Genomic DNA, 25,513 nt, shown 5'->3' with positions numbered 1-25,513 from the left:
CCGCTTGTTCCCTGAACGCACGCTTGCGGGGCCGCTGCGCCCCGGCTAGGCGGCGGGCCATGGCACAAGCACCGATCCTTTCATGGGAAGGCCTCGGCCTCCAGCAGGGCGGCGGCTGGCTGTTCGGCGGCCCCGACAGCACCAGCGCGTCCAGCGGCCTCGACCTGCACATCGCGCCGCGCGACCGGCTGGCGCTGATCGGCCGCAACGGCGCGGGCAAGACGACGCTGCTCAAGCTGATCGCCAACGAGATCGAGGCGGATCGCGGGAAGCGTTCGGTCCAGCCGGGCACCCGGGTGGTGATGCTGGAACAGGAGCCGGACGTCGCGAAACATGCGACGCTGATGGATTTCGCCCTGTCCGGCGCGGATGCCCCCGCCCGGCACGAGGTGGAGGCCATCGCCGGCCAGTTGGGCATCGACATGAGCCGCGAGGCAAAAAGCGCCAGCGGCGGCGAACGGCGCCGTGCCGCCATCGCCCGCGCGCTGGCGATGGAGCCCGACCTGCTCCTGCTGGACGAGCCGACCAACCACCTCGACCTTGCCGCGATCGACTGGCTGGAAAGCTGGCTCAACCGCTTCAACGGCGCCTTCGTCGTCATCAGCCACGACCGGACCTTCCTGACCCGCCTGACGAAGGCAACGCTCTGGCTCGACCGCGGCAACCTGCGCCGCAAGGACGTCGGCTTCGGCGGGTACGAGGCCTGGGAGGAGCAGGTCTATGCCGAAGAGGCGCGTGCCGCCGAGAAGCTCGACGCCCGCCTGAAGCTGGAGGCGCACTGGCTGCAGCGCGGCGTCACCGCGCGGCGCAAGCGCAACATGGGCCGGCTCGAAAAGCTGCACGAGATGCGCGCCCAGCGCGCCGCGATGCTCAGCCCGCAAGGCGCGGCCAAGCTGAAGGTCGTGGCCGACGACAGCAAGACCAAGGCGGTGATCAGCGCCGAACACGTCACCAAGTCGTTCGGCGACCGGGTCATCATCCGCGACTTCAACTTGCGCATCCAGCGGCAGGACCGCATCGGCATCGTCGGGGCGAACGGCGCGGGCAAGACAACGCTGCTGAAGATGCTGACCGGCGAGCTGGAGCCCGACAGTGGCACGGTGACGCTGGCGAAGACCCTGAACGGCGTGATGATCGACCAGCAGCGCAGCCTGCTCAGCCCCGAAAAGCGGATCCGCGACATCATCGCCGAAGGGGGCGACTGGGTCGACGTGCGCGGCGTGCGCAAGCACGTGCAGGCCTATCTCAAGGACTTCCTGTTCGACCCCGGGCTTGCCGATGCCCGCGTCGGCACGCTGTCGGGCGGAGAGCGTTCGCGGCTGCTGCTCGCCCGCGAATTCGCCCGCATCTCGAACCTTCTCGTGCTCGACGAGCCGACCAACGATCTCGACCTCGAGACGCTGGACATGCTGCAGGAGGTCATCGCCGACTACGAGGGGACGGTCCTGATCGTCAGCCACGACCGCGACTTCCTCGACCGCACGGTGACGGTGACGCTCGGCCTCGACGGCAGCGGCACCGTCGACGTGATCGCGGGCGGCTATGCCGACTGGGAAACCAAGCGCAAGAAGCCGGTCATGCCGGTGAAGGACGCGAAGAAGGCCGCGCCCCCGTCGCCGCCCCCGCCGCCGCAGAAAAAGACCAAGCTCAGCTACAAGGACCAGCGCGACTACGAACTGCTGCCCGCGCGGATCGAGGAACTGGAAGCGCTGATGGCCGCGGACGAGGCGGCGCTGGCCGACCCCGCGCTCTATACCAGCGATCCGGCCAAGTTCGCCAGGCTGACCAAGGCGCTCGAAGACAAGCGCGCCGAAAAGGAACGCGCCGAGGAACGCTGGCTGGAACTGGCCGAAGAGGTCGAGGGGCTGGAGGGCTGACCCTGCCACTTGCGGGCGGCCAGCCGCCCGTTTCGCCGCGCACGCCAGCCCGGACCGCGCGTCGGACAGGGCGTTTTGCCTTTTGGCCCGGAATCGCCATGATGGGGTCAACCTCCCCTCTTCACGGAACCTCCGACATGATCACCATCTACCATCTCGGCAAATCGCAGTCCGACCGCATCGTCTGGCTGATGGAGGAACTGTCGCTGCCCTATCGGCTGGAATGGTTCGATCGCGGCGAAGACGGGCTTGCGCCGCCCGAATACCTCGCGCTGCATCCCGCCGCGATGGCCCCGGTGATCGCCGACCACGACCTGGTGCTGGCCGAATCCACGGCCATCATCCAGTATGTCGCGAACCGGCACGGCGGGGGCCGCCTGACGGTCGCGCCGGATGAGGAAGGCTATGCCGACTACCTTTACTGGCTGCAGTTCAACAACAACCTGCTGACGGGCTTCTTCGTCGAGCGTGCGCTGGATGCGGCCGGCAACGGGCATGACGGCGGCATCATCGGCACCGTCGTGCGGCGCCGCACCGAAGGGCTCCTGCGGCAAATGGACGATCATCTGGGCCGCCAGGAATTCCTGGCCGGAAACAGCTTCACACTGGCCGACCTGATGTCGGGTTTCGCGGTGACCAGCCTGCCGATGTTCGGCAACGCGGACATGCTGAACGGCTTCGCCAACATCCAGGCCTATGCACGCCGGCTGACGGATCGTCCGGCCTGGCAGCGCGCGATGGCTATTGCCGGCCCGGGAGCGACGCGACCGGATTGAGCGGGGGCGACGGCACGGCTGCTGCCAGTCCCGCCCTTGCGGCGGCGAACCAGCCACAGACCCGCCGCTTCCAAGGCCCGAAAAATAGGCGTATGATCGCGGCCGTCGACGGCTCCAGCCGTTGGAGCCGCAGAGCACGCCGAAAAGGGTTTAGACCCTGGGCAGGAGGTGATCATGCGTCGTCCTCACATGCCGGATTATCACGTCAACTGGGCCCCGCTTTTCGCGGGGGCCGCAGCCGTGACGCTGGCGCTGATGGTCATGTGGTTCTTCTACCAGCCATGACCCCGGCCCCGACCGCCCCGCCCGTGCGGCGGGACGGTCGGGTGGGTCACAGCACGATGCGCGCTTAGCGGGCGCCGATGCGCACGAGGAGCTGCACCCCTCCGCCGAGGTCCGGGCTCCCTTCGGAAAAGCCGGTATATCCGTACCCCTGGATCAGCAAACCCGGATTGAGCTTGTAGGTAGCCGACGCGGTTGCCTCGCTGCGATCGGGTGACGTGCCGAGTGCTCCTTCGCGCCAGTCGTAATCGAGCCCCAGCGACAGCTTCGGCCCTGCCTTGGCATAAAGACCCGCGCCGGCCTGCCACACGTCGTCCAGCGGATAGAGGGTGTTCGATCCGTTGAAGCGTCGCCCGCCGCGCACCGCCGCGCTCAGGTTGCCGAAGCTGTGCATAAGTTCGGCCTCCGCGGTGATGTCGGTGGTCCCGGTGCCGAGAAATTTCTCTTTCGATGCAGTCGGCAGCTTCACCTTGCCGATGGCGTCGAGCCACGTGGAGGAGCCGAGGGGAATGGTATAACCGGCCGCCAGGTTGACATCGCCGATGCCGCTTCGCGTATCGATCACCGTCGTGCCGCCGCCGCCATTGCCGGGCGAAACGCCGCCGTCGCCGGGGATCACGCCTTCGGGCCCCTCGATCCGGACATACGGCACGCTGGCCCGTGCCCAGAAGCCATCGCCCTGGAACTTGATGCCGAGCGGAACGGCCAGCATCTTGGTGTCGGCAACGTCGCCATAATCGCCGGTCGAATAGTCGGCACCGATGCTGAACTGCGTGTATTCCTCGGCGTTGGCCGGAACGGCCAGTGCGATGGCCGCGATGCCCGAGGTTGCGACGAGTCTCCGCAACACGGCGCTCATGTTCCTGGTTGTCATTTTGTCCCTGATCCCTTGTCGTTGCTGTCGAAGCGAGTCGGGGCGCAGCCACCCTATGGTCGCCGCGCCCCGCGCTCCTTCATGCCGTCTTGTCCTTACGGGCGACCGGCGCCTTCCGGCTTTTCCGGGCGCTCCGGCTTTTCAGGTCGCTCGACCTTTTCGACCTTTTCGACCTTTTCAGGACGCTCGGCACGCGTCGGACGCTCGGCCTTTTCGGGCCGGAAATGCTCGACCGTCGTGGTCTGCCTGCCGTCCAGGTCGGTCGTCTTGGTCACCGTGTTGATGTTGCCACTCGGCGTCGTCACGGTCTGGACCTTCTGCGTACCGATGACAGAGGTCACCGGTTCGCCGTTCTCGTCGAGAACGGGATCGCCATTCTCGTCGAGCTGGGTCTCGATCAGGTCGGTTTCCTCGCGGACGACCTGCGCGCCGTTACCGGTTTCCACCGTATCGACAGGCTCGTTACCCTCGACGTCGCCGACCTCGGGCGTGTCGCTGCCGGTGCCGGTGTCCTGTGCCTGCACGGACACCGCGGCCACGCCCAACAGCGCAGAAGCGCCAAATGCAATGAACTTTTTCATTTGTCCCATTCTCCCGGAAACAAGGCGCGAAAATCCTCGGCCCTGACCCCGCGGTGGTCGTCGCGATCCCATTAACGGCAAATTAAGAGCCGCAATCAACGCGTTGGTAACCACGTCGTTGATTGACGGCGCGTGGCGCGAACGCGATGAGCGGAGGCATCGTCTTTGGCCTACCGGTCGCGGTCACCCCCGCCCGAGGCGCGCCTTCTCCGCCGCCACCCACGCATCGACCCGGCGTGACAGCAGGCTCAGCGGCATTTCGCCTTCGGCGACGATGGCATGGAAGGCCGGCAGGCTGAAGTCCTTGCCCAGTGCAGCCTCGGCCCGCTTGCGGTTTTCCATCCAGGCGTTCTGGCCGATCTTGTAGCTGCACGCCTGCCCCGGCCCGGCGCAATAGCGTTCGACCTCGCTCATCGTCTGGTTGGCGGGATAGCCGACGGTGCGGCCGAAATAGTCGATGCCCTTCTCCCGGCTCCAGCGCTGGTCGTGAAGGCCGGTGTCGGTCACCAGCCGCGCCGCGCGGTAGAGCCAGGACTGCAGCGCGCCCGCCCGCTCGATCCCCTCGTACATGCCCAGTTCGTCAGCGACCATCTCGGTGTAAAGCGCCCACCCTTCGGAATAGGCGCCGATGTACTGGTTGCGCAGGTAGAGCGGCAAGTCCTCGTTCGACAAAGAGAGCGCGGTCTGAAGGTGATGGCCGGGCATCGCTTCGTGGTAGATCAGCGCCGGCAGCGTATAGCGCGGCCAGTCCTTCACGTCGTAGAGGTTGATGTAGAACGCACCCGGCCGCGAACCGTCGGCCGATGCCCCCTGGTAGTATCCCAGGCTCGCCCCCTGCTCGATTTCGGGCGGGACGCGGCGGACTTCGACCTTCTGGTCGGGAACGAGGGTGAAAGCCGGCCTGATCTGTTCCCAGCTCTTCGCCACCCGCTCTTCCAGGAAACGCAGCAGCGCGGTGCGGCCCGCGGCGCTATCCTCGAACACCTGGTCGGGCCGGTTGTTGAGCACGTCGAGCCTCTCGCCGACGGTGCCCTTCGACAGACCGGCGCCCTGCAACAAGGTGTCGAGCTGGCCGGTGATCTCGGCCACCTGCTCCACGCCGGTGCGGTGGATCTCGTCCGCCGAAAGGGTGGTGGTGGTGTAGTAGCCGAGCTGCGCGGCGTAGAGTTCCGCCCCGTCGGGCACGCGCCAGATGCCGTCGCCGGCGGGGCTGCGCGCCGCCAGCCGGTCGAGCAGTGCGACCTGGCGCGCGAGCGCGGGACGGACGAGATCGCTGACGAGGGCGGTCGCACGCGCCTCCCAGTCACCCGCGATGCCCTTTTCGGCGGTGCGGCGGACAAGCGAACGGACCAGCGTCGTGTCGCCCGCCGCGCCGTCGAGCATGCCGCGGCGTTGGCTCGCCGCCTTGCGCAGCGACCAGGCGGGCGCGACGAAGCCGCGCGCCGCTTCCGAACGTTGCCATTCGCTCTCGTCGTCCAGCGCGTGGCCATGGGCCGCCAGGCGCGACAGGTAGGCCTCTGCGTCGGCGGCGGTCTCGACCGGGTGCATGGTGTCGAGGAAATCGGGTACCGAGGTCGCCAGCCCGTCCTGCTGCGTCAGGACATAGGGCGAGGCCACATGCGCCAGCCCGAAGCGGCGCGAGCCGAGCGCGGATTGCAGATGATAGCGCAGGATCTCGGCCTGGACCTGCCCGGTCTCGCCCAGTGACGCGGTGTCGATGGCATCGAGCGTGGCGACGCTGTCTTCCATCAGCGCCCACGTCGCCAGCGTTCGCGCACGGCTCGGCCCGGTGAGCCGGGAGCGCGCCCATGCATTCGCGCCGGTGTCGAGGCCGAGTGCGGTCAGTCCGCTCGGATCGATGCGGAAGCCGCCCCAGGCAACCCGCTCCATCAGCGCACGGAGCCGCGCATCAGCCGGGGTTGCCGCGACGGCGGCCGCCGGGCGACCGGCAAGAAGGAAAGCGGCAAGGCCGGAACCGGCCTGGAGGAAATGCCTGCGATGCATGGGGTCTGTCCTGAAATCCGGTATCAGGTGCAACCAATGCCACTTTCCCGTCGCCCGCTCAAGCGACGAAAGCGAGCCGCTTCAGCGGATGCGATAGTAGTCTGCCACCCGATCCAGCGCGAGGCCGAGGACGAGCTTGCCGCTGCGCGCAGGCCAGGCCAGCGCCTTTTCGGCATCGGGCAGGCTTTCGCCCGCGCAGGCGACGCGCCACAAGACGTCGGCAAGCCCAGGCCCGGCGGCGGCCACCGCCGCATCGAAGCGACGCTTGGCCGCGACCTGCCGCTCGGACTGGGTGAGGCCGTCGCCGCCCGAACCCTGCACCCGCACGGGATCCCAGCGCATGGTGATCGAGGGCGCCAGTTGCGCCCGCTCCCAATCCGATCGGATACGCTCGCCCGCCTCGTACTGCCGCTCGCTCAGGTGGCCGCGCGCATGGAGCCACGACAGCGGGGATTCGCGCAAGTTGACCGTCACGCTCCGCCCGCGCTTGGGCGCACCGCCCTTGTAGGCGGCGGACGTGCGACGCGGCCCCTCGCTGGTCAGTTCGCGCGTGACGTAATGTGCGGCCTTGGGGTTGCTGGTCTCGGGCATGGGCGAATCTCCCTTCTGGACAAGTCGAAAGGGAGCCTTGCTTCGGTTCGTCCCTGTAGGAAAATAACACCAGATCGGTTCGCATTATTGAGGAGCGAGATTCATGATCAATCGCATCCGGGCCGTCCGCAAGGACAAGGGGATGACGCTCGCCGACCTCGCGGCCGCCTGCGAACCGCCGACGACGCCGCAGACGGTGGGTCGGCTCGAAACGGGCATGCGCACGTTGTCACTCGAATGGCTCAATCGACTGGCCGCCGCGCTCGGTGTCGCGCCGGAAGCGTTGCTGGCCAGCGAGGCGCGGCCCGCGCCGATGGTCGTCGCGCGGCTTGGCAGCGATGGGGCCGAGGCCCTGTCCCGCCCGCGCGAGGCCGTGCTGCCCGAAGTCATGCTCGGCGACGCAGTGACGGGCGTCCTCGAAGTCGATGCGACGCAGGGTGAATACCGCGCCGGAGACCGGCTATGGCTGCGCGAACTGACGCCCGCCGAGACCGCGCAGGCGCTCAACCGCGACGTGCTGGTGCCGCGGCCCGGCGGGCGTTTCGCGTTCGGCCGCCTGATCGATCGCAGCGCCGATTTCGTCGCGATCCTGCCGCCCGGCGCAGGTCAGCGCCAGACGGTCGTGCGCGATCCGGCCTGGGTCGCGCTGGCGGTGATGTTGGTGCGGCCGCTCTGAGCCGCTAGGCCGCCTCTACCATCCGGCGCAGCACCGCGATGCGCTGGCGCGCCTCGTCGTGGTTGCGTTCGGGGTGATCGCGCAGTTCCGCGAGCAGGTTGCGCAGTTCCGCTTCGTAGCGATTGTCGTGTGCCATCTTGGCCTCCTTTCCCAAGGGGCCAACATAGCACGTTTCGCATCCGGACCGAACCGCCTCCCACGTCAGCGAGAGGGCGGCTCGTCGTAAAGGCAGGCGAGGCCTGGCGCCGTCAGCCTTCGCCGCGGATCAGCTTTTCCTGCTTGTCCATCGGATCCTCGACCGGGACGAAGCTGTTCGTCGTCACCCGCAGCCAGATGAGAATCGGCGCCGCCATGTAGATCGACGAATAGGTGCCGACAAAGATACCGAAGGCGATCGCGGTGGCGAAACCGAAGGTGCTGGCCGGGCCGACGAACATCAGCGCAACGAGCACGATCAACGTCAGCAGCGAGGTCATCACCGTGCGCGACAGCGTTTCGTTCACCGACAGGTCGAGAATTTCATCGACAGGCATCTTGCGGAACTTCTTCAGGTTCTCGCGGATGCGGTCGTAGACCACGATCGTATCGTTCAGCGAATAGCCGATGATCGCCAGGATCGCGGCGACGATGTTGAGGTCGAACTCCATCTGCGTGACGGCGAACAGCCCCAGCGTCAGCGACACGTCGTGGACCAGCGCGAACAGCGCGCCCACGCCGAACTGCCACTCGAAGCGGATCCAGATGTAGATCGAGATCGCCAGCATCGCCGCGCCGAGCGCCAGCATGCCGGTCTGGAACAGCTCGCCCGAAACCTTGCCCGACACCGAATCGACCCCGTCGATGCGCACGCCCGGATGGCTCTTCTGCATCTCTGCGGTGATGCTGCGGGTCATCTGGTCGGCCAGGTCCTTGGCCGCGGTGTCGCTCGCCGCTTCGGGCAGGCGCATGCGGATCGACACCTCGTTCGGCTGGCCGAAGCGCTGGATCACCGGATCGCCGTAGCCCAGTTTCGCGATGTCTGCGCGCAGCTCGGGCACCGGTGCCTCGGCATCCTGCGTAAAGGTCGCGCGGATCATCTGGCCGCCGACGAAATCGACGCCCATGTTGAGCCCGTTGGCGAAGACCGCCGCCCACGACGCCGCGATCAGGATGACCGAAACGACGTAGAACGGCAGCCGCCAGCGCAGGAAGCGGATGTTCGTGTTGTCGGGAACGAGCTTGAGCAGTTTCACGTCGCGTACCCCTCAGATGTTCAGGTCGCTGGGGCGGTGCTTGCGCAAGTAGCCCGCGACCCACATGCGGGTCAGCGTCACGGCGGTGAAGACCGAGGTGACGATGCCGATGATGAGGACGATGGCGAAGCCGCGGATCGGCCCGGAGCCGAACAGGAACAGCAGCACGCCGGCGATGACGTTGGTGATGTTGGCGTCGAAGATGGCGCGCTGCGCCTCGCGGTAGCCGACCTCGACCGCCTGCACCACGCGGCGGCCGCGTCGGCGCTCCTCGCGGATGCGTTCGTTGATCAGCACGTTGGCATCGACCGCCGTGCCGACCGTCAGCACGAAGCCGGCGATGCCCGGCAGCGTCAGCGTCGTGCCCATCAGCGCCATGATGCCGAGGATGATGAGCACGTTCAGCAGGAGCGCGAAGTTCGCGTACATGCCGAAACGGCCGTAAGTCACCGCCATGATCACCAGCACCGCGACGCCGCCGACCAGCAGGGCGAGCACGCCCTTGTTGATCGAATCGGCGCCGAGATCGGGCCCGACGGTCCGCTCCTCGACCACTTTCAGATCGATAGGCAGCGCGCCCGAACGCAGCGAGATCGCCAGCGCATTGGCCGAATCGACGTTGAAGCTGCCCGAGATCTGCGCCTGGCCGCCGAGGATCGGTTCGTTGATGTTGGGAGCCGACAACACTTCGCCGTCGAGGATGATGGCAAAGGGCTTGCCGACGTTCGCCTGGGTCAGCGCGGCGAACTTGCGCCCGCCTTCCTGGTTGAAGGTGATGTTGACCACGGGCGTGCCGTTCTGGTCGTAGCCCTGCTGCGCATTGGTCAGCTGGTCGCCCTGGATGCCGCCCAGTCGCTTGACTGCGATCGCGCCCTGCTGCTGCGAATCGGCGGCGTAGGGGACGATCTGGCTGCCCGGAGGGGCGATGCCCTGCGCGATGTCGCTGGGCAGCGCGGTCTGATCGACCAGCTTGAACTCGAGCTTCGCGGTCTGGCCCAGCAGCGCCTTGAGCTTGGCCGGATCGTCGAGACCAGGGACCTGCACGACGATGCGCTCGTCACCTTGCCGGATGATGGTCGGCTCGCGCGTGCCGAGTTCGTCGATGCGGCGGCGCACGACGTCGGTCGCGGTGTCCATCGCGTTCTCGACCGCCTGCTCCAGCCCGGCGGTGGTCGGCGTCAGTTCGAAACGCTGGCCGTCGATGACCCGGATTTCCCAGTCGCGCTGGCCGGTCAGGCCCACGCCCTCGGTCAGCGGCAGCAGCGCCTCGCGCGCGGCATCGACCTGGGTTTCCTGTTCGACCATGAACGACAGGCGGCCGTTCGCGGTGGAAATGTCGCCGATGTCGACCGCCGGTGTCGCCTCGCGCATGGCGCGGCGCACCTCTTCTTCCATCCCTTGCAGCCGCAGGTCGCGCACTTGCGCGGTATCGGCTTCGAGCAGGATGTGGCTGCCACCGGCAAGGTCGAGGCCAAGGTTGACCTGCGGGTCGGGCAGCGAAGCGGGCCAGCGCTGGCCGGTCAGCATCGTCAGCGACGGCACCGCCAGCAGCACGCCCAGCAGCGTGATGCCCCAGAGCCAGATCCGTTTCCAGCGCGGAAAATCGAGCATGCGGGGCGTCTCAGTCGTTGGCCGGGGCGTTGTTCGGCGGGATCACGTCGCCGATCGTCGAACGCACCGCCTTGACCCGCACGTTGGGGCCGAGTTCGAGATCGACGTAGTGATCGTCTAGCTTGACGATCTTGCCGATCAGCCCGCCTGCGGTCACCACGCGATCACCCTTCTGCAAGCCGGCGATCTTGGCCTGGTGCTCTTTCTGCCGCTTCATCTGCGGGCGAAAGACGAGGAACCAGAAGATGACGCCCATCGCGACGAGCGGCAGGATCTGGACCCATCCCGGAGGGCCGGCGGCCGGGGCGGCGGCGGCAAGAACGAGCAGGTTGCTGGACATGAAAGGCCTTTGGCGTTGTGGTGTGGCTTCAATAAGAGCCGTGGGCCGCGAAACAAGGGCCACGGGACATGGCCCGCGCGCCTAGCAGCTATGCATAGGCGAGGCAACGTGCGGCTGGTTTCGCGTGTGACGGAAAAATGCGGCAATGGCCGCGAAAGTCCTTTCAGAAAAGGACTGGTCGGGACGAGAGGATTCGAACCTCCGACCCCCACACCCCCAGTGTGATGCGCTACCAGGCTGCGCTACGTCCCGACCGGAGCGCGCCCTATAGGCGGGGCATTTCGGCTTGGCAAGCGGGCGCAAGGCCCGAAATCGCGACTTTCGTTTCGCGGCGCACCGGCACCGCCGCGCCCACCGCCTGGCCGATCAGGATGAGCGCCGGGCCATCGCCAAGCGCGGTCTGCGCCGCGATCGGCAGGAGGTCGAGCCGGGTCAGGAACGTACCGCCCTCCGGCAGGCTCGCCTGCTCGACCAGCGCGCAGGGCGTGTCGCCGGGCAGCCCCGCCGCGATGAGCCCCGCCGAAACGTCGCGCGCCGCCGCCTTGCCCATGTAGACGGCCAGCGTCGCCTGCGGATCGGCCAGCGCCGGCCAGTCGAGCGTGACGCACTCGCCCGCCCGCGCATGGGCGGTGACGAAGGTGAGCCGGCGGGCAAGGCCGCGCAAGGTCAGGCTCATGCCCAGGTCCGCCGCCGCCGCGCTGGCCGCCGTGATGCCGGGGCAGATGCGAACCGCGACGCCCGCCGCGCGGCAGGCCTCCAGCTCCTCGTTAGCGCGGGCGAAGATGGCGGGATCGCCGCCCTTAAGCCGCACCACCTTCTCGCCCGCCAGCGCCGCCTCGACGATAAGGCGGTCGATGCTGGCCTGGTCCTTCGAATGGCGGCCCGACCGCTTGCCGACCGGCTCCAGGCGCACATGCGCAGGGATCAGCGCCAGCACGCCTGCGCCAACCAGCGCATCGTAGAAGACGACGCTCGCCGCGCCGATAAGCCGCTCCGCCTTGCGCGTCAGCAGGTCGGGATCGCCCGGCCCGGCGCCGACCAGCCACACCTGTCCGGGTTCGAAGTCGTTCATTCCGCAGCCTCCGCCAGATTGGTCTCGCGCAGGATCGCGCTCAGTTGCGGGCGACAGCTGCCGCAGTTGGTGCCCGCGTTCAGCGCGCGGCCGATCGCCTCGACGCTGGTGAGCCGCTGCTGCGCGATCGCGGCGAGGATGGTGTTGAGGCCGACGTCGAAGCAGACGCACACCTGCGGCCCCGGATCGGGGCGCGGCGTGGCGGGGCGTGCGGCTAGCAGTTCGACCGGACCGGCGGCATCGTCGCCGAGTTGCGCGGCGATCCAGTCGCGTGGTGGCAGATCGCCGCTGCGGGTCACGAACATCGCGGCGGCAAGCCTGCCGTCCTCGCCGATCACGGCGATGCGTTGCATGCCGCGGCGCGTGTCCTCCGCCTCCAGCCGCCGCCCCTCGGGCAAGACAGCGTCCAGCGGCACGTCGCCCACGCCCGCCAGTTCAACCAGCCAGCCCTTCGCCTGGCGCGCCTTCGCCCAGTAGAGCACGTCAGGCCCGACCGGTTCGCCGGTGCTGGCGAGAAAGGCCCGCCATTCCGGCACCACCGGCGCGATCGCCGCGGCACAATCCTTGAAGCCCGGCTGGCCCGAGACCGGGTCGTGCGCAGGCGAGGTCAGGCGATTGGTGCGCCCGCCGCTGGCGAAAAGGTCGCTCCAGTGCATCGGCGCGAAGATCGTGCCCTTGGCCTGAGCATCGGTGACGCGCACCCGCAGCACGGTCGCGCCGCGCGGCGTCGCGATCCGGGCGAGGCCGCCATCGCTGATGCCTGCCACCGCCGCATCGATCGGATGCACTTCGGCCAGCGGTTCGGGTCGATGCGTCGCCAGCCGCGCCGAAAGGCCGGTGCGGGTCATCGTGTGCCACTGGTCGCGATAACGCCCGGTGTTGAGGCGCAGGGGAAAGGCCGGATCGAACGGCGTTGCGGCGAGGGGCGCGACATCGACCAGGCGGGCGCGGCGATCGGCAAAGGAAAAACCGTCGGCACGGAGGTTGCCCGTCCCCCAGCGGAAGGGTTCGAGCGCGTCGTAGCCTTCATCCGACAAGTCGGCCATGGCGGTGAAGTCGAGCTTCAGGCCGCGCCGCGCCGCAAGCCCGGTCATCGTCGCGTTTTCGCGGAAGACCGCCGCCGGGCCGGTCCAGCCGAAGGCAGCGCCATGCCCCATCGCGGCGGCCACTTCCGCGACGATGCGCCAGTCGGCCTTCGCCTCGCCCGCAGGGGCAAGGAAGGGCCGCTGGCGGCTGACCATCCGTTCCGAATTGGTGACGGTGCCGTTCTTCTCGCCCCACCCCTTGGCCGGGAGGCGCACGTGAGCAAGCCGGGCGGTATCGGTATCGGCCATGCAGTCGGAGACGACGACGAACGGGCATTTCTCGAGCGCTTTGCGCACGAAGCCCGCGTCGGGCATCGACACGGCAGGGTTGGTGGCCATGACCCAGATCGCCCTGATCCGCCCGTCATCGACCGCGCGGAACATATCGACCGCCTTCAGCCCCGGCCCGGAGCACAGCCGGTCGGTGCCCCAGAACCCGGCAACCGCCTCGCGCTCATCGTCGGCAAAGCCGAGGTGGCAGGCCAGTGTCGAGGCCAGGCCGCCGACTTCGCGCCCGCCCATCGCGTTCGGCTGGCCGGTGAGCGAGAACGGTCCCATCCCGGCCTGGCCGATCCGCCCCAGCGCGAGGTGGAGGTTGATGATCGCATTGCCCTTGTCGGTGCCGCGAACCGATTGGTTCGATCCCATCGAAAACACCGTCACCATCCGCGGATGGGCGGCGACGAGATCGGCGAGCGCGGCGAAGGCGTCCGGCAGATCCTCTCCATGCGCCCCGTCGAGATTCGTCCAGAAGCCGTCGGGCACGACGCACCGGTCATCCAGGAACGCGCCGTCCACCAAGCCTCGGCCCCGCATCTCGGCCAGCAGGGCGCGGAATAGCGGGATGTCGCCGTCGGGCGCGATCCGGACGTGGAGGTCGGCCTCCGACGCGGTTTCGGTGCGGCGCGGATCGACGACCACGACCTTGGTGCCCCGCGCCGCGCGGGCCGCCTCGATCCGTTGCCAGACGACCGGGTGGCACCACGCGGTGTTCGACCCGACCAGAACGATCAGGTCCGCCGCCTCGAGATCCTCGTAGCCGACGGGCACGTGATCCTCGCCGAAGGCGCGGTTGTGGGCGGCGACCGCGCTCGCCATGCAGAGACGCGAATTGGTGTCGATGTTGCCGCTGCCGATGAAGCCCTTCATCAGCTTGTTGGCGGCGTAGTAGTCCTCGGTCAGCAACTGGCCCGATACGTAGAACGCGACGCTGTCCGGCCCGTGCTCGGCGATGGTGTCGGCAAAGGTCCTTGCGACGAAGCGCGCCGCCTCGTCCCAGCTTGCTCTCCGGTTGCCGATCATCGGGTAAAGCAGCCGCCCTTCGAGGCCAACGGTGTCGCCCAGCGTCGTGCCCTTGATGCAGAGACGGCCGCGGTTCGCCGGATGGTTCGTGTCGCCCGCGATCGCCACTTCGCGATCCCCGGCCCCCGGCGTCGCGACGATGCCGCAGCCGACGCCGCAGTAAGCACAGGTCGTGGCGACAGGCGCGCGCATCGCGATCAGGCGGCCCGGGGCGCTTCGCCCCGCGTTTCGGGGTTCAGCACCGCATCGCGCAGCAGGAAGATGCGCCCGCCGTCGACCTTTACCGGGATAGTCGGCACGCAGCCCTCGTCGTCGCCGAGCGCGCGGCCGGTCACCAGGCTGATGTTCCAGTTGTGCAGCGGGCAGGTCACGACGTTGCCGTGGACGATGCCCTGCGACAGCGGCCCCTGTTTGTGCGGGCACGTGTTGACCACCGCGAAGACATCGCCGCGCATGGTGCGGAACACGGCCAGTTCCTCGCGCCCCTCGACCGGCAGGGTGCGCGCGGTGCCGGGTTCGATCTGGTCCACTGGGCCGATGTCGAGCCACTTGCCGTAAACCATTACACCGTCTCCACGATCGAAAGGGGGCGCACTTCGGCCAGATGGCTGTGCAGGTCGCGGCGGTCGCCACCGGCGCGCGCGGCCCAGGGGTCGTCCTGCGAGAAGCTCTGCGAATGACGGAAGCGGCGGGCCAGTTCGAACACCGTGCCGGGCTGGGCGAAGAGCGCCTGTTTCAGCCAGTCCAGCCCCTTGCGCTCGATCCACGGCGCGGTGCGTTCGAGGTATCGCGCATCCTCGCGGTAAAGCTGGATGAAGGCGGCGCAGACTTCCATCGCCTCCGCTTCGGTCTCCACCTTGCAGAGGAGGTCGGTAGCGCGGACGTGGATGCCGCCGTTGCCGCCGACGTGCAGTTCGTAGCCCGAATCGACGCAGACCACACCGAAGTCCTTGATCGTCGCCTCGGCGCAGTTGCGCGGGCAGCCGCTGACCGCGATCTTGAACTTGTGCGGCATCCAGCTGCCCCAGGTCATCTGTTCGATCTTCACGCCGAGTCCGGTCGAATCCTGCGTCCCGAAGCGGCACCATTCGCTGCCGACGCAGGTCTTCACCGTGCGCAGCGACTTGCCGTAGGCGTGACCCGACACCATCCCGGCGGCGTTGAGATCGGCCCAGATGCCTGGCAGGTCCTCCTTGCGGATGCCGAACAGGTCGATGCGCTGGCCGCCGGTCACCTTGACGAGGCGCGCCTGGTACTTGTCGGCGGCATCGGCGATGGCGCGCAATTCGTCGGGCGTCGTCACCCCGCCCCACATGCGCGGCACCACCGAATAGGTGCCGTCCTTCTGGATGTTGGCGTGGAGCCGTTCGTTGACGAAGCGGCTCTTCTGATCATCGACGTATTCGCCGGGCCACGCGCAGAGCAGATAGTAGTTGAGCGCCGGGCGGCACGAGGCGCAACCGTCGGGCGTGGTCCAGTGCAGTTCCTGCATGACCTGCGGGATTTCCTTCAGCTCCTTTTCCACGATGTGCTTGCGGACGTCGTCGTGGGTGAAGCTGGTGCACTTGCACATCGTCTTCGGCCCGCTTTCGACCGCGTCCGCGCCCAGCGTCAGCGACAGGAGGCTTTCGACGAGGCCGGTGCACGACCCGCAACTGGCCGAGGCCTTGCAGCCCGAACGAACCGCGTCGAGGCTGTGCGCCCCGCCCGAGATGCACGCGACGACCTGCCCCTTCGATACGCCGTTGCAGCCGCAGATCTCCGCGTCATCGGAAAGAGCAGCAACGGCGGCGTTAGGGTCCAGCGAAGCGCCTCCGCTGGCGAAGGCCTGCCCGAAGATCAGCGCCTCGCGGATCGGGGCGATGTCCTCGCCCTTGCGCAGGAGATCGAAATACCAGTTGCCGTCGGCGGTATCGCCGTAAAGCACCGCCCCGACGATGCGGTCGTCCCTGACCACGACCCGCTTGTAGACGCCGCGGCTGGCATCGCGCAGGACGATGTCCTCGCACCCCTCGCCGCCCGAGAAGTCGCCGGCGGAGAAAAGGTCGATCCCCGAAACCTTCAGCTTGGTCGAAGTGACCGAACCGCCGTAGCCCGAGGGCGCGTCGGTGGCATAGTCGGCGAGGCTGCGGCACATCTCCCACAGCGGCGCGACGAGGCCGTAGCATTGCCCCCGGTGCTGGACGCATTCGCCGACGGCCAGAATGTCGGGGTCGCTCGTCACCATGTGATCGTCGACCATGATGCCGCGCTCGACCTCGAGACCGGCCTCGCGCGCCAGCCCGGTCGCCGGACGGATGCCCGCGGCCATGACGACGATATCGGCGGGGATGACCGTGCCGTCGTCGAGGCGGACGGCGCTGACCTGGCCGTTCTGGCCGACGATCTCCCTGGTGTTGGCGCCGGTCAGGATGGTCTGCCCCCGGCTTTCGAGCTCCGCCTTCAGCAGGTAACCCGCCGCCTCGTCCAGCTGGCGTTCCATCAGGGTTGGCATCAGGTGGACGACGGTGACTTTCATCCCGCGCAGCGACAGGCCGTGCGCCGCCTCCAGCCCGAGCAGGCCGCCGCCGATGACGACCGCGTTCCCGCCCTTGCCGGCGGCTTCCAGCATCCTGTCGACATCGTCGAGATCGCGGAAGGTGACGACGCCGTCGAGATCCTTGCCCGGCACCGGAATGATGAAGGGGTCGGACCCGGTCGCGATCAGCAGGGTGTCATAGCCCTCGATCCGCCCGCCACGGGTCACGACCTGTTTCCTGTCGCGGTCGATGCCGACCACCGGGTCGCCCGAGACCAGCTCGATCCCGTTCTCGTCGTACCATTCGCGGGTGTTGATCACGATCTCGTCGAAGGTCTTTTCTCCGGCGAGGACCGGCGAGAGCATGATGCGGTTGTAGTTTACCCGCGGCTCCGCGCCGAAGATCGTCACGTCGAAACGGTCCGCATCGCGGGCCAGGATATCCTCCACCGCGCGGCACCCGGCCATGCCGTTGCCGATGACGACGAGCTTTCGCCCGCGGGAAAGGGCGGCGACGGCCCCGCTGGTGTCAGGTGCGACGGTCACGTTCATCCTCGATCCTCGAAACCGCGCAACGCAAAAAGCCGCCAAGATCCGTCGAGGGGACTGGGCCCCTTGATGGTTCCGGGCGGCTTCGTTGCCACGCAATGTTGAAAAGGGTTCGCTGCGACCTGCCGGTTGCCGGCCCCACCTTGGGCGGCGCAAGTGCTGCGGTCCGGTCGTTATAATCGATTCGCGGCGGGTGCGGCAAGCGGGTTTTTTGCATTGCAGCACGAATTTGCCGCACCGCACCCTCACCGCATCAGAACGCGAAGCCCGCCTGCACCCACAGCTTCTCGACATCGCCCGACGCGGGCCAGGCATCGGCCTTGTAGTTCGCGTACTTGAACAGGAATGGAAAGTTGCCGACCTTGAAGCCCAGCGTCGCATCCCATTCGCTGCCGTAGTCGATGCCACCGACATCGCTGTCGAAGCGGTGCCAGGTCACGCTGGCGTTGAGGCCGGGGATCGCCTTCACGTTGGGGAAGGCATAGGCAACGCCTGCGTAATAGTCCTGGATGCCCGCGGCCGGGGTGTTCAGGAACACGTCGGCGAACCCGTTGAACTTGTGGAGCGTCGCCATCGGCGTCGAAAAGCCGATGCCGTTGTCGCTGCCCAGCTTCTCGTACCCCGCGGTCAACTTGAAGCCCTTGATCGCAGCGGCCAGCTCGGCGTTGACGTAGTCTGCCGAATAGTCGGCGGTATGGCCCTTGTAGTCCTGCTGTCTGGCGTAGCTGGCGACGAAGGTTACCGCGACCGGCCCGTCGATCGGCAGCTTGCCCGCGGCGACCGCGCCGTAAGTCTGGCTCGACGGAGCCGCTTCGCCAGCGTCGTAATCGAGCAGGTAGGCAAAGACGGTGACGTCGATGTCCTTCACCTTCACGCCAGCGTTCGCCAGCACGAAGTCGCCGTCGAACGCGCGGCGCGCGCCGGCATCCTGGCCGAAGATCGTGCGCTGGGACTTCGAGTAGGTGGCGTCGAGATAGCCCTGCCCGAACTTTGCGGTGGCGCGCACGGCGTCGAAGGTCTGCTCGTTCTGGCGCCAGCCGACGTTGCCGACGAAGCGCTGGTTGCCGAGATTGATGCGCTGGCGGCCCAGCGTCACCGAACCGGCCTTGCCCGCATAGCCGACGTGGAGGCGGTTGAGCTCGAGCGTCTCGGGATCGGCGACCACCGAGTAGGGCTCGGCCCCGAGATAGCCGTTGTTGCCCGCGATGGTGTCGTTGTAATGGTCGTCGACCGCGACGGTGCCTTCCGCCTCGGCGAGAAGCGAGAAGCCCTTGGCCTTCAGCTCGGCGCCGAACTGGACGCCGATGGTGACGGCATCGGCGTCGAGGTTGGCGTCGTCCTGCTCGACGTGTTCGTAACGCAGCAGCCCTTCGATGATCGGGTCGAGCGTGACGCGGTCACCCAGCGCGATCGGCTCGCCCGGCCTGGCATGGGCGGTGCCGCTGGCGGCGATGGCCGAAAGGGCGGCGCACAGAACGATCGATGTCCTCATGTCATTACCTCCTTGGGCGGCGCCGGACCCCGTCTTCGGGTATCCGGACGTCGCAGTTTCCCTGAACCTGTGATGGGCGTACGGCAGCGTTGCCGACGGCATGGCGCGAAGGCGGGCGCATCGGGGACGGGCTCCGTTGCCCTTCCCCTGCCCCGCATCGCGGCGGGGCGCGGCGCTGTCGACCGGTTCGGTGCCCGGCCGGGAAAAGCGATCAGGCCGCCCTGGCGGCGGGTCCGTGATCGTATTCGGCAAGGAAGTGGAGCACTTCCTGCCGGTAGGCGTAGAACTGCGGATGTTCGAGCAGCGCCTTGCGATCGCGCGGGCGCGGCAGGTCGACCTTCAGCACCTTGCCGATCGTGGCGTTCGGGCCGTTGGTCATCATCACCACCCGGTCGGCCAGCAAGATCGCCTCGTCGACGTCGTGGGTCACCATGATCGCGGTGACCTTGGTGCGGTTCCACACTTCGACCAGCACGTCCTGAAGGTCCCAGCGGGTCAGCGAATCGAGCATCCCGAACGGCTCGTCGAGCAGCAACAGGCGCGGGCTGAGCGCGAAGGCGCGGGCGATGCCGACGCGCTGGCGCATGCCGTTCGACATTTCCGCCGCCATCTTGTCCTTCGCATCGGCCAGCCCGACACGGTCGAGGTAATAGTCGACGATGTCGCGGCGCTCGGCCCGGGAAGCGTGGGGATAGACCCGCTCCACACCGAGCGCGACGTTCTGGCGCGCGGTCAGCCACGGCATCAGGCTGGGGGCCTGGAACACCACCGCCTTGTCGGGGCCGGCGGCGCTGATCTCGCGGTTGTCGAGCACGATGCCCCCGCCGCTGATCTCGTTGAGGCCCGAGGCCATCGTCAGCACGGTCGACTTGCCGCAACCCGAATGGCCGATCAGCGAGACGAACTCGCCCTTGTCCATGATCAGGTTGAAATCGTCGACGACCTTCAGCGGACCGTTCGGCGTGGGGTAGACCTTGTCGAGCTTGTAGAATTCCAGATAGCGGTTCTCGACCGCGCTCCGCCCCGCTTCCATGTAGGCCCTGGGCGGTCCGTCGGCGGCGGTGAGGTCGAGCGGGGCGACGCCCGGCAGCGCAACGCCGCTCTCACCCTCGCCTGGCCCCTGCGCGTTCAGCGAGGACAGGTAATTGACGATGCGATTGCGCAGCGCCTTGAAGTGCTCGTCGTCGTTCACCCCTTCGCGATCGCGCGGGCGCGGCACGTCGACGTCGAAGATGCGCCCGATCCGGGCGGCGGGCGCGGGCGTCAGCACCGCGACCCGGTCGGCCAGCAGCAGCGCCTCGTCGACGTCGTTGGTGACGAGGATGATGGTCCGCTTCTCCTCCTCGCGGATGCGCTCGATCTCGTCCTGCAGCTTGGCACGGGTCAGCGCATCCAAGGCCGAGAGCGGCTCGTCGAGCAGCAGGATCTCCGGCTCCATCGCCAGCGCGCGGGCGACCGAGACGCGCTGCCGCATGCCGCCCGAAAGCTGCGCCGGCTTGCGGTCCATCGCGTGGCCCAGCCCGACAAGCTCGACCTTTTGCTTGACCAGCGCGGCGCGTTCGGCCCGCGACCGGTCCTTGTGCACCGCGTCCACCGCCAGTTCGACGTTCTGCCGCACGGTCAGCCACGGGAACAGCGAGTAGGACTGGAACACGAGGCCCCGGTCGCGGCCCGGCCCGCTGATCGCCTCTCCGCGCAGCAGGATGCGGCCCGCGTCGGGCTCGACCAGCCCGGCGACGGTGTTGATGAGCGTGGTCTTGCCCGCCCCGGAAAAGCCCAGGATGGCGACGAACTCGCCTTCGGCCACGTCAAGTTCGATGCCGCCCAGGACAGGGCTGACGCCGCCGCCCTTGCCGGTGTAGCTCTTGGTCACGCCCTGGAGCGAGAGGATCGGCCGGGTCGAGATCGGCAGCTGTTCCATGCGGGTTCTCCTGGCCTGTGCCGGCAATCAGATCGTGCGGTTCTTGGACACGGCGGCCTGCAGCGCCATCATGATCCGGTCGAGCCCGAAGCCGATGAAGCCGATGACGACGACCGCGAACATGATCCGGGCCAGCGACTGCGAGGAGCCGTTCTGGAACTCGTCCCACACGAACTTGCCGAGGCCGGGGTTCTGCGCGAGCATTTCGGCCGCGATCAGCACCATCCAGCCCACGCCCAGCGACAGCCGCATGCCGGTGAAGATGTAGGGAAGCGAGGCGGGCAGGACGAGCCGGGTCAGCTTGGCGAAGAAGCCGAGGCGCAGGACGCGGCCCACGTTGAGCAGGTCCTTGTCGATGCTGGCCGTGCCGACCGCGGTGTTGATCAGCGTCGGCCAGAGCGAGCAGAGCATCACCACCAGAGCGGAAATCACGAAGGCCTTGGGCAGCAGCGGATCGGCGCTGGTGATCATCGCCGAGATCACCATCGTCACGATCGGCAGCCAGGCGAGCGGGCTGACCGGCTTCATGATCTGGATCAGCGGGTTGATCGCGGCATTAAAGCGCGGCGACAGGCCGGCCAGCAGCCCGATCGGCACCGCGACCAGCGTCGCCAGCACGAAGCCGAGCGCCACCGTCTTGAGCGAGGTGAGGATCTGGTCGAGGAAGGTCGGCGGGCCGGAGTATGCGAAATCCTGCACCGCGCCCGGATTGCCGGCCGCCACGGCGGCGGCATTGCGAGCGTCCTGGTCGGCGTAGAACTGGGCTTCGGCATCCTTGGCCGCCGACCATTCGCCGGCCAGCACAACCCCCTGCTCGACCACCTCGACCGGGCCCGGCAGCGCGCCGAGCGAGGTCTGCACCTGCGGCGCCAGCGCGCCCCAGAGCGCGAGGAAGCCGAGGATGCCCAGGGTCGGGGCGACGAGAGCCTTCAGGACGCCGACCGCCTTTTGCGCGGCCGGGTGCGGGCGGCGCGGCTGGACCGGGGTGGCCGGGGGCGCCACCTTGCCGGCAACCGAGCCCGGCGCGGCTTCGATCACGGGGTTCGCGGGATCGCCGGCGGCGGTTTGCGAAGGCGCGGTATCGGCGAAAACGGTGGCCATTGTCGGATGCTCCTGAAGGGTCTTCTTCGCGTTACTTGACGCCAGCCGCGGTCACCGTCTGGCCCTGCTTCAGGCCGATGGCGAACTTGGCGAGATAGGCGTTGGGCTGCTTGCCGTCGTAAGTGACGCCGTCGATGAACCCGCTCTGCGCGGGGCGGAAGCCATCTGTTTCGGGCACCGCGGCGGCAGGGATCGTCCCGGCGTCGACCAGCTTCTTCGCGGCGGCGAGGTAAAGGTCGGGGCGATAGACAGCCTTGGCGCGGTCGAAATACCACTGGTCGTCGTGGTCTGCCGGGATCTGGCCCCAGCGGCGCATCTGCGTCAGGTACCAGACCGCGTCGGAATAGAACGGATAACCGGCGTACTTGTCGAAGAAGATGTTGAAGCCAGCCGCGTCGCGGGTGTCGCCCGGCTCGAACGTGAACTTGCCGGTCATCGAGGCGGCGATCACCGCCGCGTCGGCGCCGACGTAGTTCGACTGGGCCAGGATCTTCACCGCTTCGGCCCGATTCTTGCCGCCTTCGGCATCGAGCCACTGCTGCGCCTTGATGATCGCGCGGATCAGGGCGGCGGTGGTCGCGGGGTTCTTCTCGGCGAAGTCCTTCCTCAGGCCGAGCACCTTTTCAGGGTTGTCGTTCCAGATCTCGTTGTCGGTGATGATCGGCACGCCGATCTTCTTCTGCACCGCGGCCTGGTTCCACGGTTCGCCCACGCAATAGCCGTCGATGGTGCCCGCTTCCATCGTCGCAGGCATCTGCGGCGGCGGAGTGACCGAAAGCTGCACGTCGGCGCCGACCGTCCCGGCTACGTCGCCCTCGGTATAGTAGCCGGGGTTCAGCCCGCCCGCGGCAAGCCAGTAGCGCAGCTCGTAATTGTGGGTCGAGACCGGGAAGACCATGCCCATCTTGAACGACTTGCCCTGCGACTGCCACTTGGCGACCACCGGCTTCAGCACACTGGCGCTGATCGGGTGCCTGACCTTGCCGCCCTCCATCGGCAGCGTCGGCTTGATCTCGGCCCAGACCTTGTTCGAGACGGTGATCGCGTTGCCGTTGAGGTCGAGGCTCATCGGCGCGATCAGGTCGGCCTTGGTGCCGTAGCCGATGGTGGCGGCGATCGGCTGGCCGGCCAGCATGTGCGCGGCGTCGAGCTGTCCGCCGATCACGCCGTCGAGCAGGACCTTCCAGTTCGCCTGGGGCTCGAGCGTGACGTTGAGGCCCTCCTCGGCGAAGAAGCCCTTTTCCTTGGCGATGGCGAGCGGGGCCATGTCGGTCAGCTTGATGAAGCCCAGCTTCAGGTTCGGCTTCTCGATCGAGCCGTCGACATTGGCCGCCTGCACCGCGCCGTCGGGGGCGGTGCCGTCCTTGTGGCCCGAACCGCAACCGGCGAGCGCCGCCGAAGCGAGCATGGCGACGATCACGCCCCTGCGAGCGAAACCGGTCCGCCTGAACGAAACCCCGTCGAAACCCCTGGTGCTCATCGCCTTGTCGTTCCCCGTCTGGCGCGAAAACGAAAAAAGCCGCCACGAACCCTGCCCGGCCATCCGGGTGGATATCGGGCGGCATCGTTGCCACGCAGTGTCTGTCTAAAATCGGGCTGCGAGAGGTTCTGTGGGCCGCCCGTCCTTGGTCGGCGAACCGGTCTCGCTGCCCCTTTTGATTAAGCGATTCGTTGCACCTGCGTAAAGCGCTTTTTTGCACCGCAGCACAAAAAGCTCAGGGCAGGCTGGCCAGATAGTCCTCAAGCCGTTCGGGATCGAAGGTTTTCCCGTCGAAGAAGCGGTCGGGCGACATGACCAACGTACCTTGCGCCGCCCCGACGCCGAGCGGCATGCCAATCCCGCCCTCCACCTTGGAACTGGCACCGGGCAGCGGCGAATTGCGGCCGGTCAGCGCCGCGCGGTAGACGTCGGGCCGGAACACCCCCATCGCCGTGCGCGCCGCGTCGGGATCGAACCCCATGCCTTCCCAGCGGACCATCTGCGCGTAGAGCCACGCCGCCTGGCTGACCCAAGGGAAGTTCGCCGCCTCCCGGTACTGGAACATGAAATCGGGGAAGTGGACCAGCGCGCCGCCCTGCACCAGCCGCAGCCGGTCGGATATCGCGCGAAGGATCAGCGCCGGATCGGCGCCGACATATTCGGTCCGGGCCAGGATCGCGGCGTTGGTTTCCCAGTTCGCGGGATCGACGAAATGCTCGCCCGCCTTGCGCATCGCGATGACCAGCCTCTCGATTGCGCCGCGCTTCTCTTCGAGTCGCGCGGTCGGCACCGCCAGCACCTTTTCCACCCCGCGCCGCCAGATCTGCGCGGTGGTAAGGACGATCCGCCCCGCCCCCCGCTCCACCGCGACCGAGCTCCACGGCTCGCCCACGCAGATGCCGTCGATCTCTTCCGCCGCCAGCGCGTCGGCGGCGAACGGGGGGGCGATGGTGACGATCTCGACATCGCGATCGGGCTGCACGCCGCAGGCGGCCAGCCAGTAGCGCAGCATGTAGTTGTGGCTGGAATGGCGGTGGACCACGCCGAAGCGCGGTTTGCGCCCGTGCCCGGCGACCGCCGTCTTCAACCGCGCGCCGACATCGACCGCATTGCCGAGCCCCGCTTCGGGCTGGATGCGGTCGGCCAGCGCGTTCGACACGGTGATGGCATTGCCGTTGAGGCCGAGGACGAAGGGCACCGACAGCGAACGGGCGGGCCGGCCGATACCCAGCGTCGTCGCAATGGCCAGCGGGGCCAGCATGTGAGCGGCATCGCTATGGCCGTAGAGCAGCCGGTCGAGCACCGTTGCCCAGCTGAGGTCGCGCACGAATTCGAGCGCCAGGCCTTGCTCGGCGGCGAAGCCGTGTTCGTGTGCAAGGATCGGCAGCGCCGCGTCGACCAGCGGCAGAAACCCGATCTTCAGCCGCTCGCTCACCGTCCGCCTCCCAGCAATTCCTCTGCCATCAACAGCGCCTCGGCCACGTCGGCGATGCGCTTGCTCGACCGCATGGCCTGGCTGCGCAGTTCCTTGTAGGCCTCCGGCTCGCTCAGTCCACGGCTGTTCATCAGCAGCCGCTTGGCCTTGTCGATATTGGCCCGTTCGGCCAATTGTCCGCGCGCTTCGGCAAGGTCACTTTCCAGCCTGGAAAAGGCGTTGAAGCGCCTCACCGCAAGGTCGAGGAGCGGTTTGATCCGGTTCTTGGCGAAGCCGTCGACGACATAGGCCGAGACGCCGGCATCGACGCTGGCCGCGATCGATTCCTCGTCCGATTCGTCGACGAACATGGCAATGGGCTTGGCCAGCGCGCGACTGACCACGAAATATTCCTCGAGCACGTCGCGCGACGGGTTGCCGAGGTCCATCAGGACGATGTCCGGGCCGAACGCGGCGATGGCGGCGATCAGCCCCTTGCGATCGGTGATCACGACCGTTTCGCAATCGTCGACGTCAGCCAGTCCCTCCTGGATTATCGCGGCCCGGGCCGCACTTTCGTCGACGATGGCAATTCGCATCGTTGTGCAATGCAGCACGATCTTCGCGCTTGCAAGAGCGCTTTGCCGTTCAGCCGCCAGCCAGCTTGCCCTCGGCATTCCTGTCGCCGAAACGTGCATGAACTGCGCCAAATCGTGGGGAGTTGAGATGGCAGGC

The 25,513-nt window shown here is 67.6% G+C and carries 21 protein-coding genes and 1 tRNA gene; 3 read left to right on the top strand and 19 right to left on the bottom strand.

Annotated features, from left to right (window positions below; all coding sequences use genetic code 11):
* Positions 1 to 59: 59 nt before the first annotated feature.
* Positions 60 to 1,877, top strand: a complete 1,818-nt coding sequence (locus J2X37_RS01965; RefSeq protein WP_310017151.1) for an ATP-binding cassette domain-containing protein — start codon at positions 60 to 62, stop codon at positions 1,875 to 1,877.
* 137 nt (positions 1,878 to 2,014) lie between these two features.
* The gene (locus tag J2X37_RS01960) at positions 2,015 to 2,653 is read left to right on the top strand and encodes a glutathione S-transferase (RefSeq protein WP_310017148.1); all 639 of its coding nucleotides are present in this window, start codon (positions 2,015 to 2,017) and stop codon (positions 2,651 to 2,653) included.
* 349 nt (positions 2,654 to 3,002) lie between these two features.
* On the opposite strand, the gene J2X37_RS01955 is transcribed toward J2X37_RS01960, so the two are convergent.
* The 4 genes from J2X37_RS01955 to J2X37_RS01940 form a co-directional block, all read right to left on the bottom strand.
* Positions 3,003 to 3,809, bottom strand: a complete 807-nt coding sequence (locus J2X37_RS01955) for a transporter (protein WP_310017146.1) — start codon at positions 3,807 to 3,809, stop codon at positions 3,003 to 3,005.
* A 95-nt stretch (positions 3,810 to 3,904) separates the two neighbouring features.
* Positions 3,905 to 4,390, bottom strand: coding sequence for a hypothetical protein (locus J2X37_RS01950; protein ID WP_310017144.1), 486 nt, complete (start codon positions 4,388 to 4,390; stop codon positions 3,905 to 3,907).
* A gap of 183 nt (positions 4,391 to 4,573) precedes the next feature.
* Positions 4,574 to 6,394, bottom strand: coding sequence for a DUF885 domain-containing protein (locus J2X37_RS01945; protein ID WP_310017142.1), 1,821 nt, complete (start codon positions 6,392 to 6,394; stop codon positions 4,574 to 4,576).
* Between the two features lie 81 nt (positions 6,395 to 6,475).
* Entirely contained in the window at positions 6,476 to 6,985 is a 510-nt protein-coding gene (locus tag J2X37_RS01940; RefSeq protein WP_310017140.1) for a DUF6456 domain-containing protein, read from the bottom strand.
* A 103-nt stretch (positions 6,986 to 7,088) separates the two neighbouring features.
* Between J2X37_RS01940 and J2X37_RS01935 the strand changes: the two genes are divergently transcribed.
* A complete protein-coding gene (locus tag J2X37_RS01935; protein WP_310017138.1) occupies positions 7,089 to 7,661 on the top strand; it encodes a helix-turn-helix transcriptional regulator in 573 nt (190 codons plus the stop codon).
* A 4-nt stretch (positions 7,662 to 7,665) separates the two neighbouring features.
* Here J2X37_RS01935 and J2X37_RS01930 read toward each other — a convergent pair whose 3' ends face one another.
* The 15 genes from J2X37_RS01930 to J2X37_RS01860 form a co-directional block, all read right to left on the bottom strand.
* The gene (locus tag J2X37_RS01930; RefSeq protein WP_310017136.1) at positions 7,666 to 7,797 is read right to left on the bottom strand and encodes a hypothetical protein; all 132 of its coding nucleotides are present in this window, start codon (positions 7,795 to 7,797) and stop codon (positions 7,666 to 7,668) included.
* Positions 7,798 to 7,909: 112 nt separating this feature from the next.
* Positions 7,910 to 8,893, bottom strand: a complete 984-nt coding sequence (secF, locus tag J2X37_RS01925; protein ID WP_310017134.1) for a protein translocase subunit SecF — start codon at positions 8,891 to 8,893, stop codon at positions 7,910 to 7,912.
* Positions 8,894 to 8,905: 12 nt separating this feature from the next.
* Positions 8,906 to 10,504, bottom strand: coding sequence for a protein translocase subunit SecD (gene secD, locus J2X37_RS01920; protein WP_310017132.1), 1,599 nt, complete (start codon positions 10,502 to 10,504; stop codon positions 8,906 to 8,908).
* A gap of 10 nt (positions 10,505 to 10,514) precedes the next feature.
* Positions 10,515 to 10,844, bottom strand: coding sequence for a preprotein translocase subunit YajC (yajC, locus tag J2X37_RS01915; RefSeq protein WP_310017130.1), 330 nt, complete (start codon positions 10,842 to 10,844; stop codon positions 10,515 to 10,517).
* 175 nt (positions 10,845 to 11,019) lie between these two features.
* Positions 11,020 to 11,096 (bottom strand) — tRNA-Pro (locus J2X37_RS01910).
* 13 nt (positions 11,097 to 11,109) lie between these two features.
* Positions 11,110 to 11,916, bottom strand: a complete 807-nt coding sequence (gene cobA / locus J2X37_RS01905) for a uroporphyrinogen-III C-methyltransferase (RefSeq protein ID WP_310017128.1) — start codon at positions 11,914 to 11,916, stop codon at positions 11,110 to 11,112.
* Positions 11,913 to 14,495, bottom strand: a complete 2,583-nt coding sequence (locus tag J2X37_RS01900; RefSeq protein WP_310017126.1) for a molybdopterin-dependent oxidoreductase — start codon at positions 14,493 to 14,495, stop codon at positions 11,913 to 11,915. Before J2X37_RS01900 ends, cobA begins: the two co-directional genes overlap by 4 nt.
* Positions 14,496 to 14,500: 5 nt before the next feature.
* Positions 14,501 to 14,866 carry a nitrite reductase small subunit NirD gene (nirD, locus tag J2X37_RS01895; RefSeq protein WP_310017124.1) on the bottom strand — a complete coding sequence of 122 codons (366 nt, stop codon included), beginning with the start codon at positions 14,864 to 14,866 and terminating at the stop codon, positions 14,501 to 14,503.
* Positions 14,866 to 17,373 (bottom strand): nitrite reductase large subunit NirB, encoded by a 2,508-nt coding sequence (gene nirB, locus J2X37_RS01890; RefSeq protein WP_310017122.1) that lies wholly within the window; start codon positions 17,371 to 17,373, stop codon positions 14,866 to 14,868. Before nirB ends, nirD begins: the two co-directional genes overlap by 1 nt.
* Positions 17,374 to 17,623: 250 nt before the next feature.
* Positions 17,624 to 18,862, bottom strand: coding sequence for an alginate export family protein (locus J2X37_RS01885; RefSeq protein ID WP_310017120.1), 1,239 nt, complete (start codon positions 18,860 to 18,862; stop codon positions 17,624 to 17,626).
* Between the two features lie 211 nt (positions 18,863 to 19,073).
* Positions 19,074 to 20,783 (bottom strand): nitrate ABC transporter ATP-binding protein, encoded by a 1,710-nt coding sequence (locus J2X37_RS01880; protein WP_310017118.1) that lies wholly within the window; start codon positions 20,781 to 20,783, stop codon positions 19,074 to 19,076.
* 27 nt (positions 20,784 to 20,810) lie between these two features.
* Positions 20,811 to 21,884 carry an ABC transporter permease gene (locus J2X37_RS01875; protein ID WP_310017116.1) on the bottom strand — a complete coding sequence of 358 codons (1,074 nt, stop codon included), beginning with the start codon at positions 21,882 to 21,884 and terminating at the stop codon, positions 20,811 to 20,813.
* A gap of 31 nt (positions 21,885 to 21,915) precedes the next feature.
* Positions 21,916 to 23,364 (bottom strand): CmpA/NrtA family ABC transporter substrate-binding protein, encoded by a 1,449-nt coding sequence (locus J2X37_RS01870; protein ID WP_310017114.1) that lies wholly within the window; start codon positions 23,362 to 23,364, stop codon positions 21,916 to 21,918.
* 235 nt (positions 23,365 to 23,599) lie between these two features.
* Entirely contained in the window at positions 23,600 to 24,799 is a 1,200-nt protein-coding gene (locus tag J2X37_RS01865; protein WP_310017112.1) for an ABC transporter substrate-binding protein, read from the bottom strand.
* Positions 24,796 to 25,377 carry an ANTAR domain-containing protein gene (locus J2X37_RS01860; protein ID WP_310017110.1) on the bottom strand — a complete coding sequence of 194 codons (582 nt, stop codon included), beginning with the start codon at positions 25,375 to 25,377 and terminating at the stop codon, positions 24,796 to 24,798. The genes J2X37_RS01865 and J2X37_RS01860 overlap by 4 nt, the downstream gene beginning before the upstream one ends.
* Between the last annotated feature and the right edge of the window lie 136 nt (positions 25,378 to 25,513).

This window comes from Croceicoccus sp. BE223 (genome assembly GCF_031457155.1).
In the GTDB taxonomy this organism is placed as follows: Bacteria; Pseudomonadota; Alphaproteobacteria; order Sphingomonadales; family Sphingomonadaceae; genus Croceicoccus.
The sequence above is the reverse complement of the archived record's forward strand: the minus strand, read 5'-3'. Positions and strand labels throughout refer to the sequence as shown.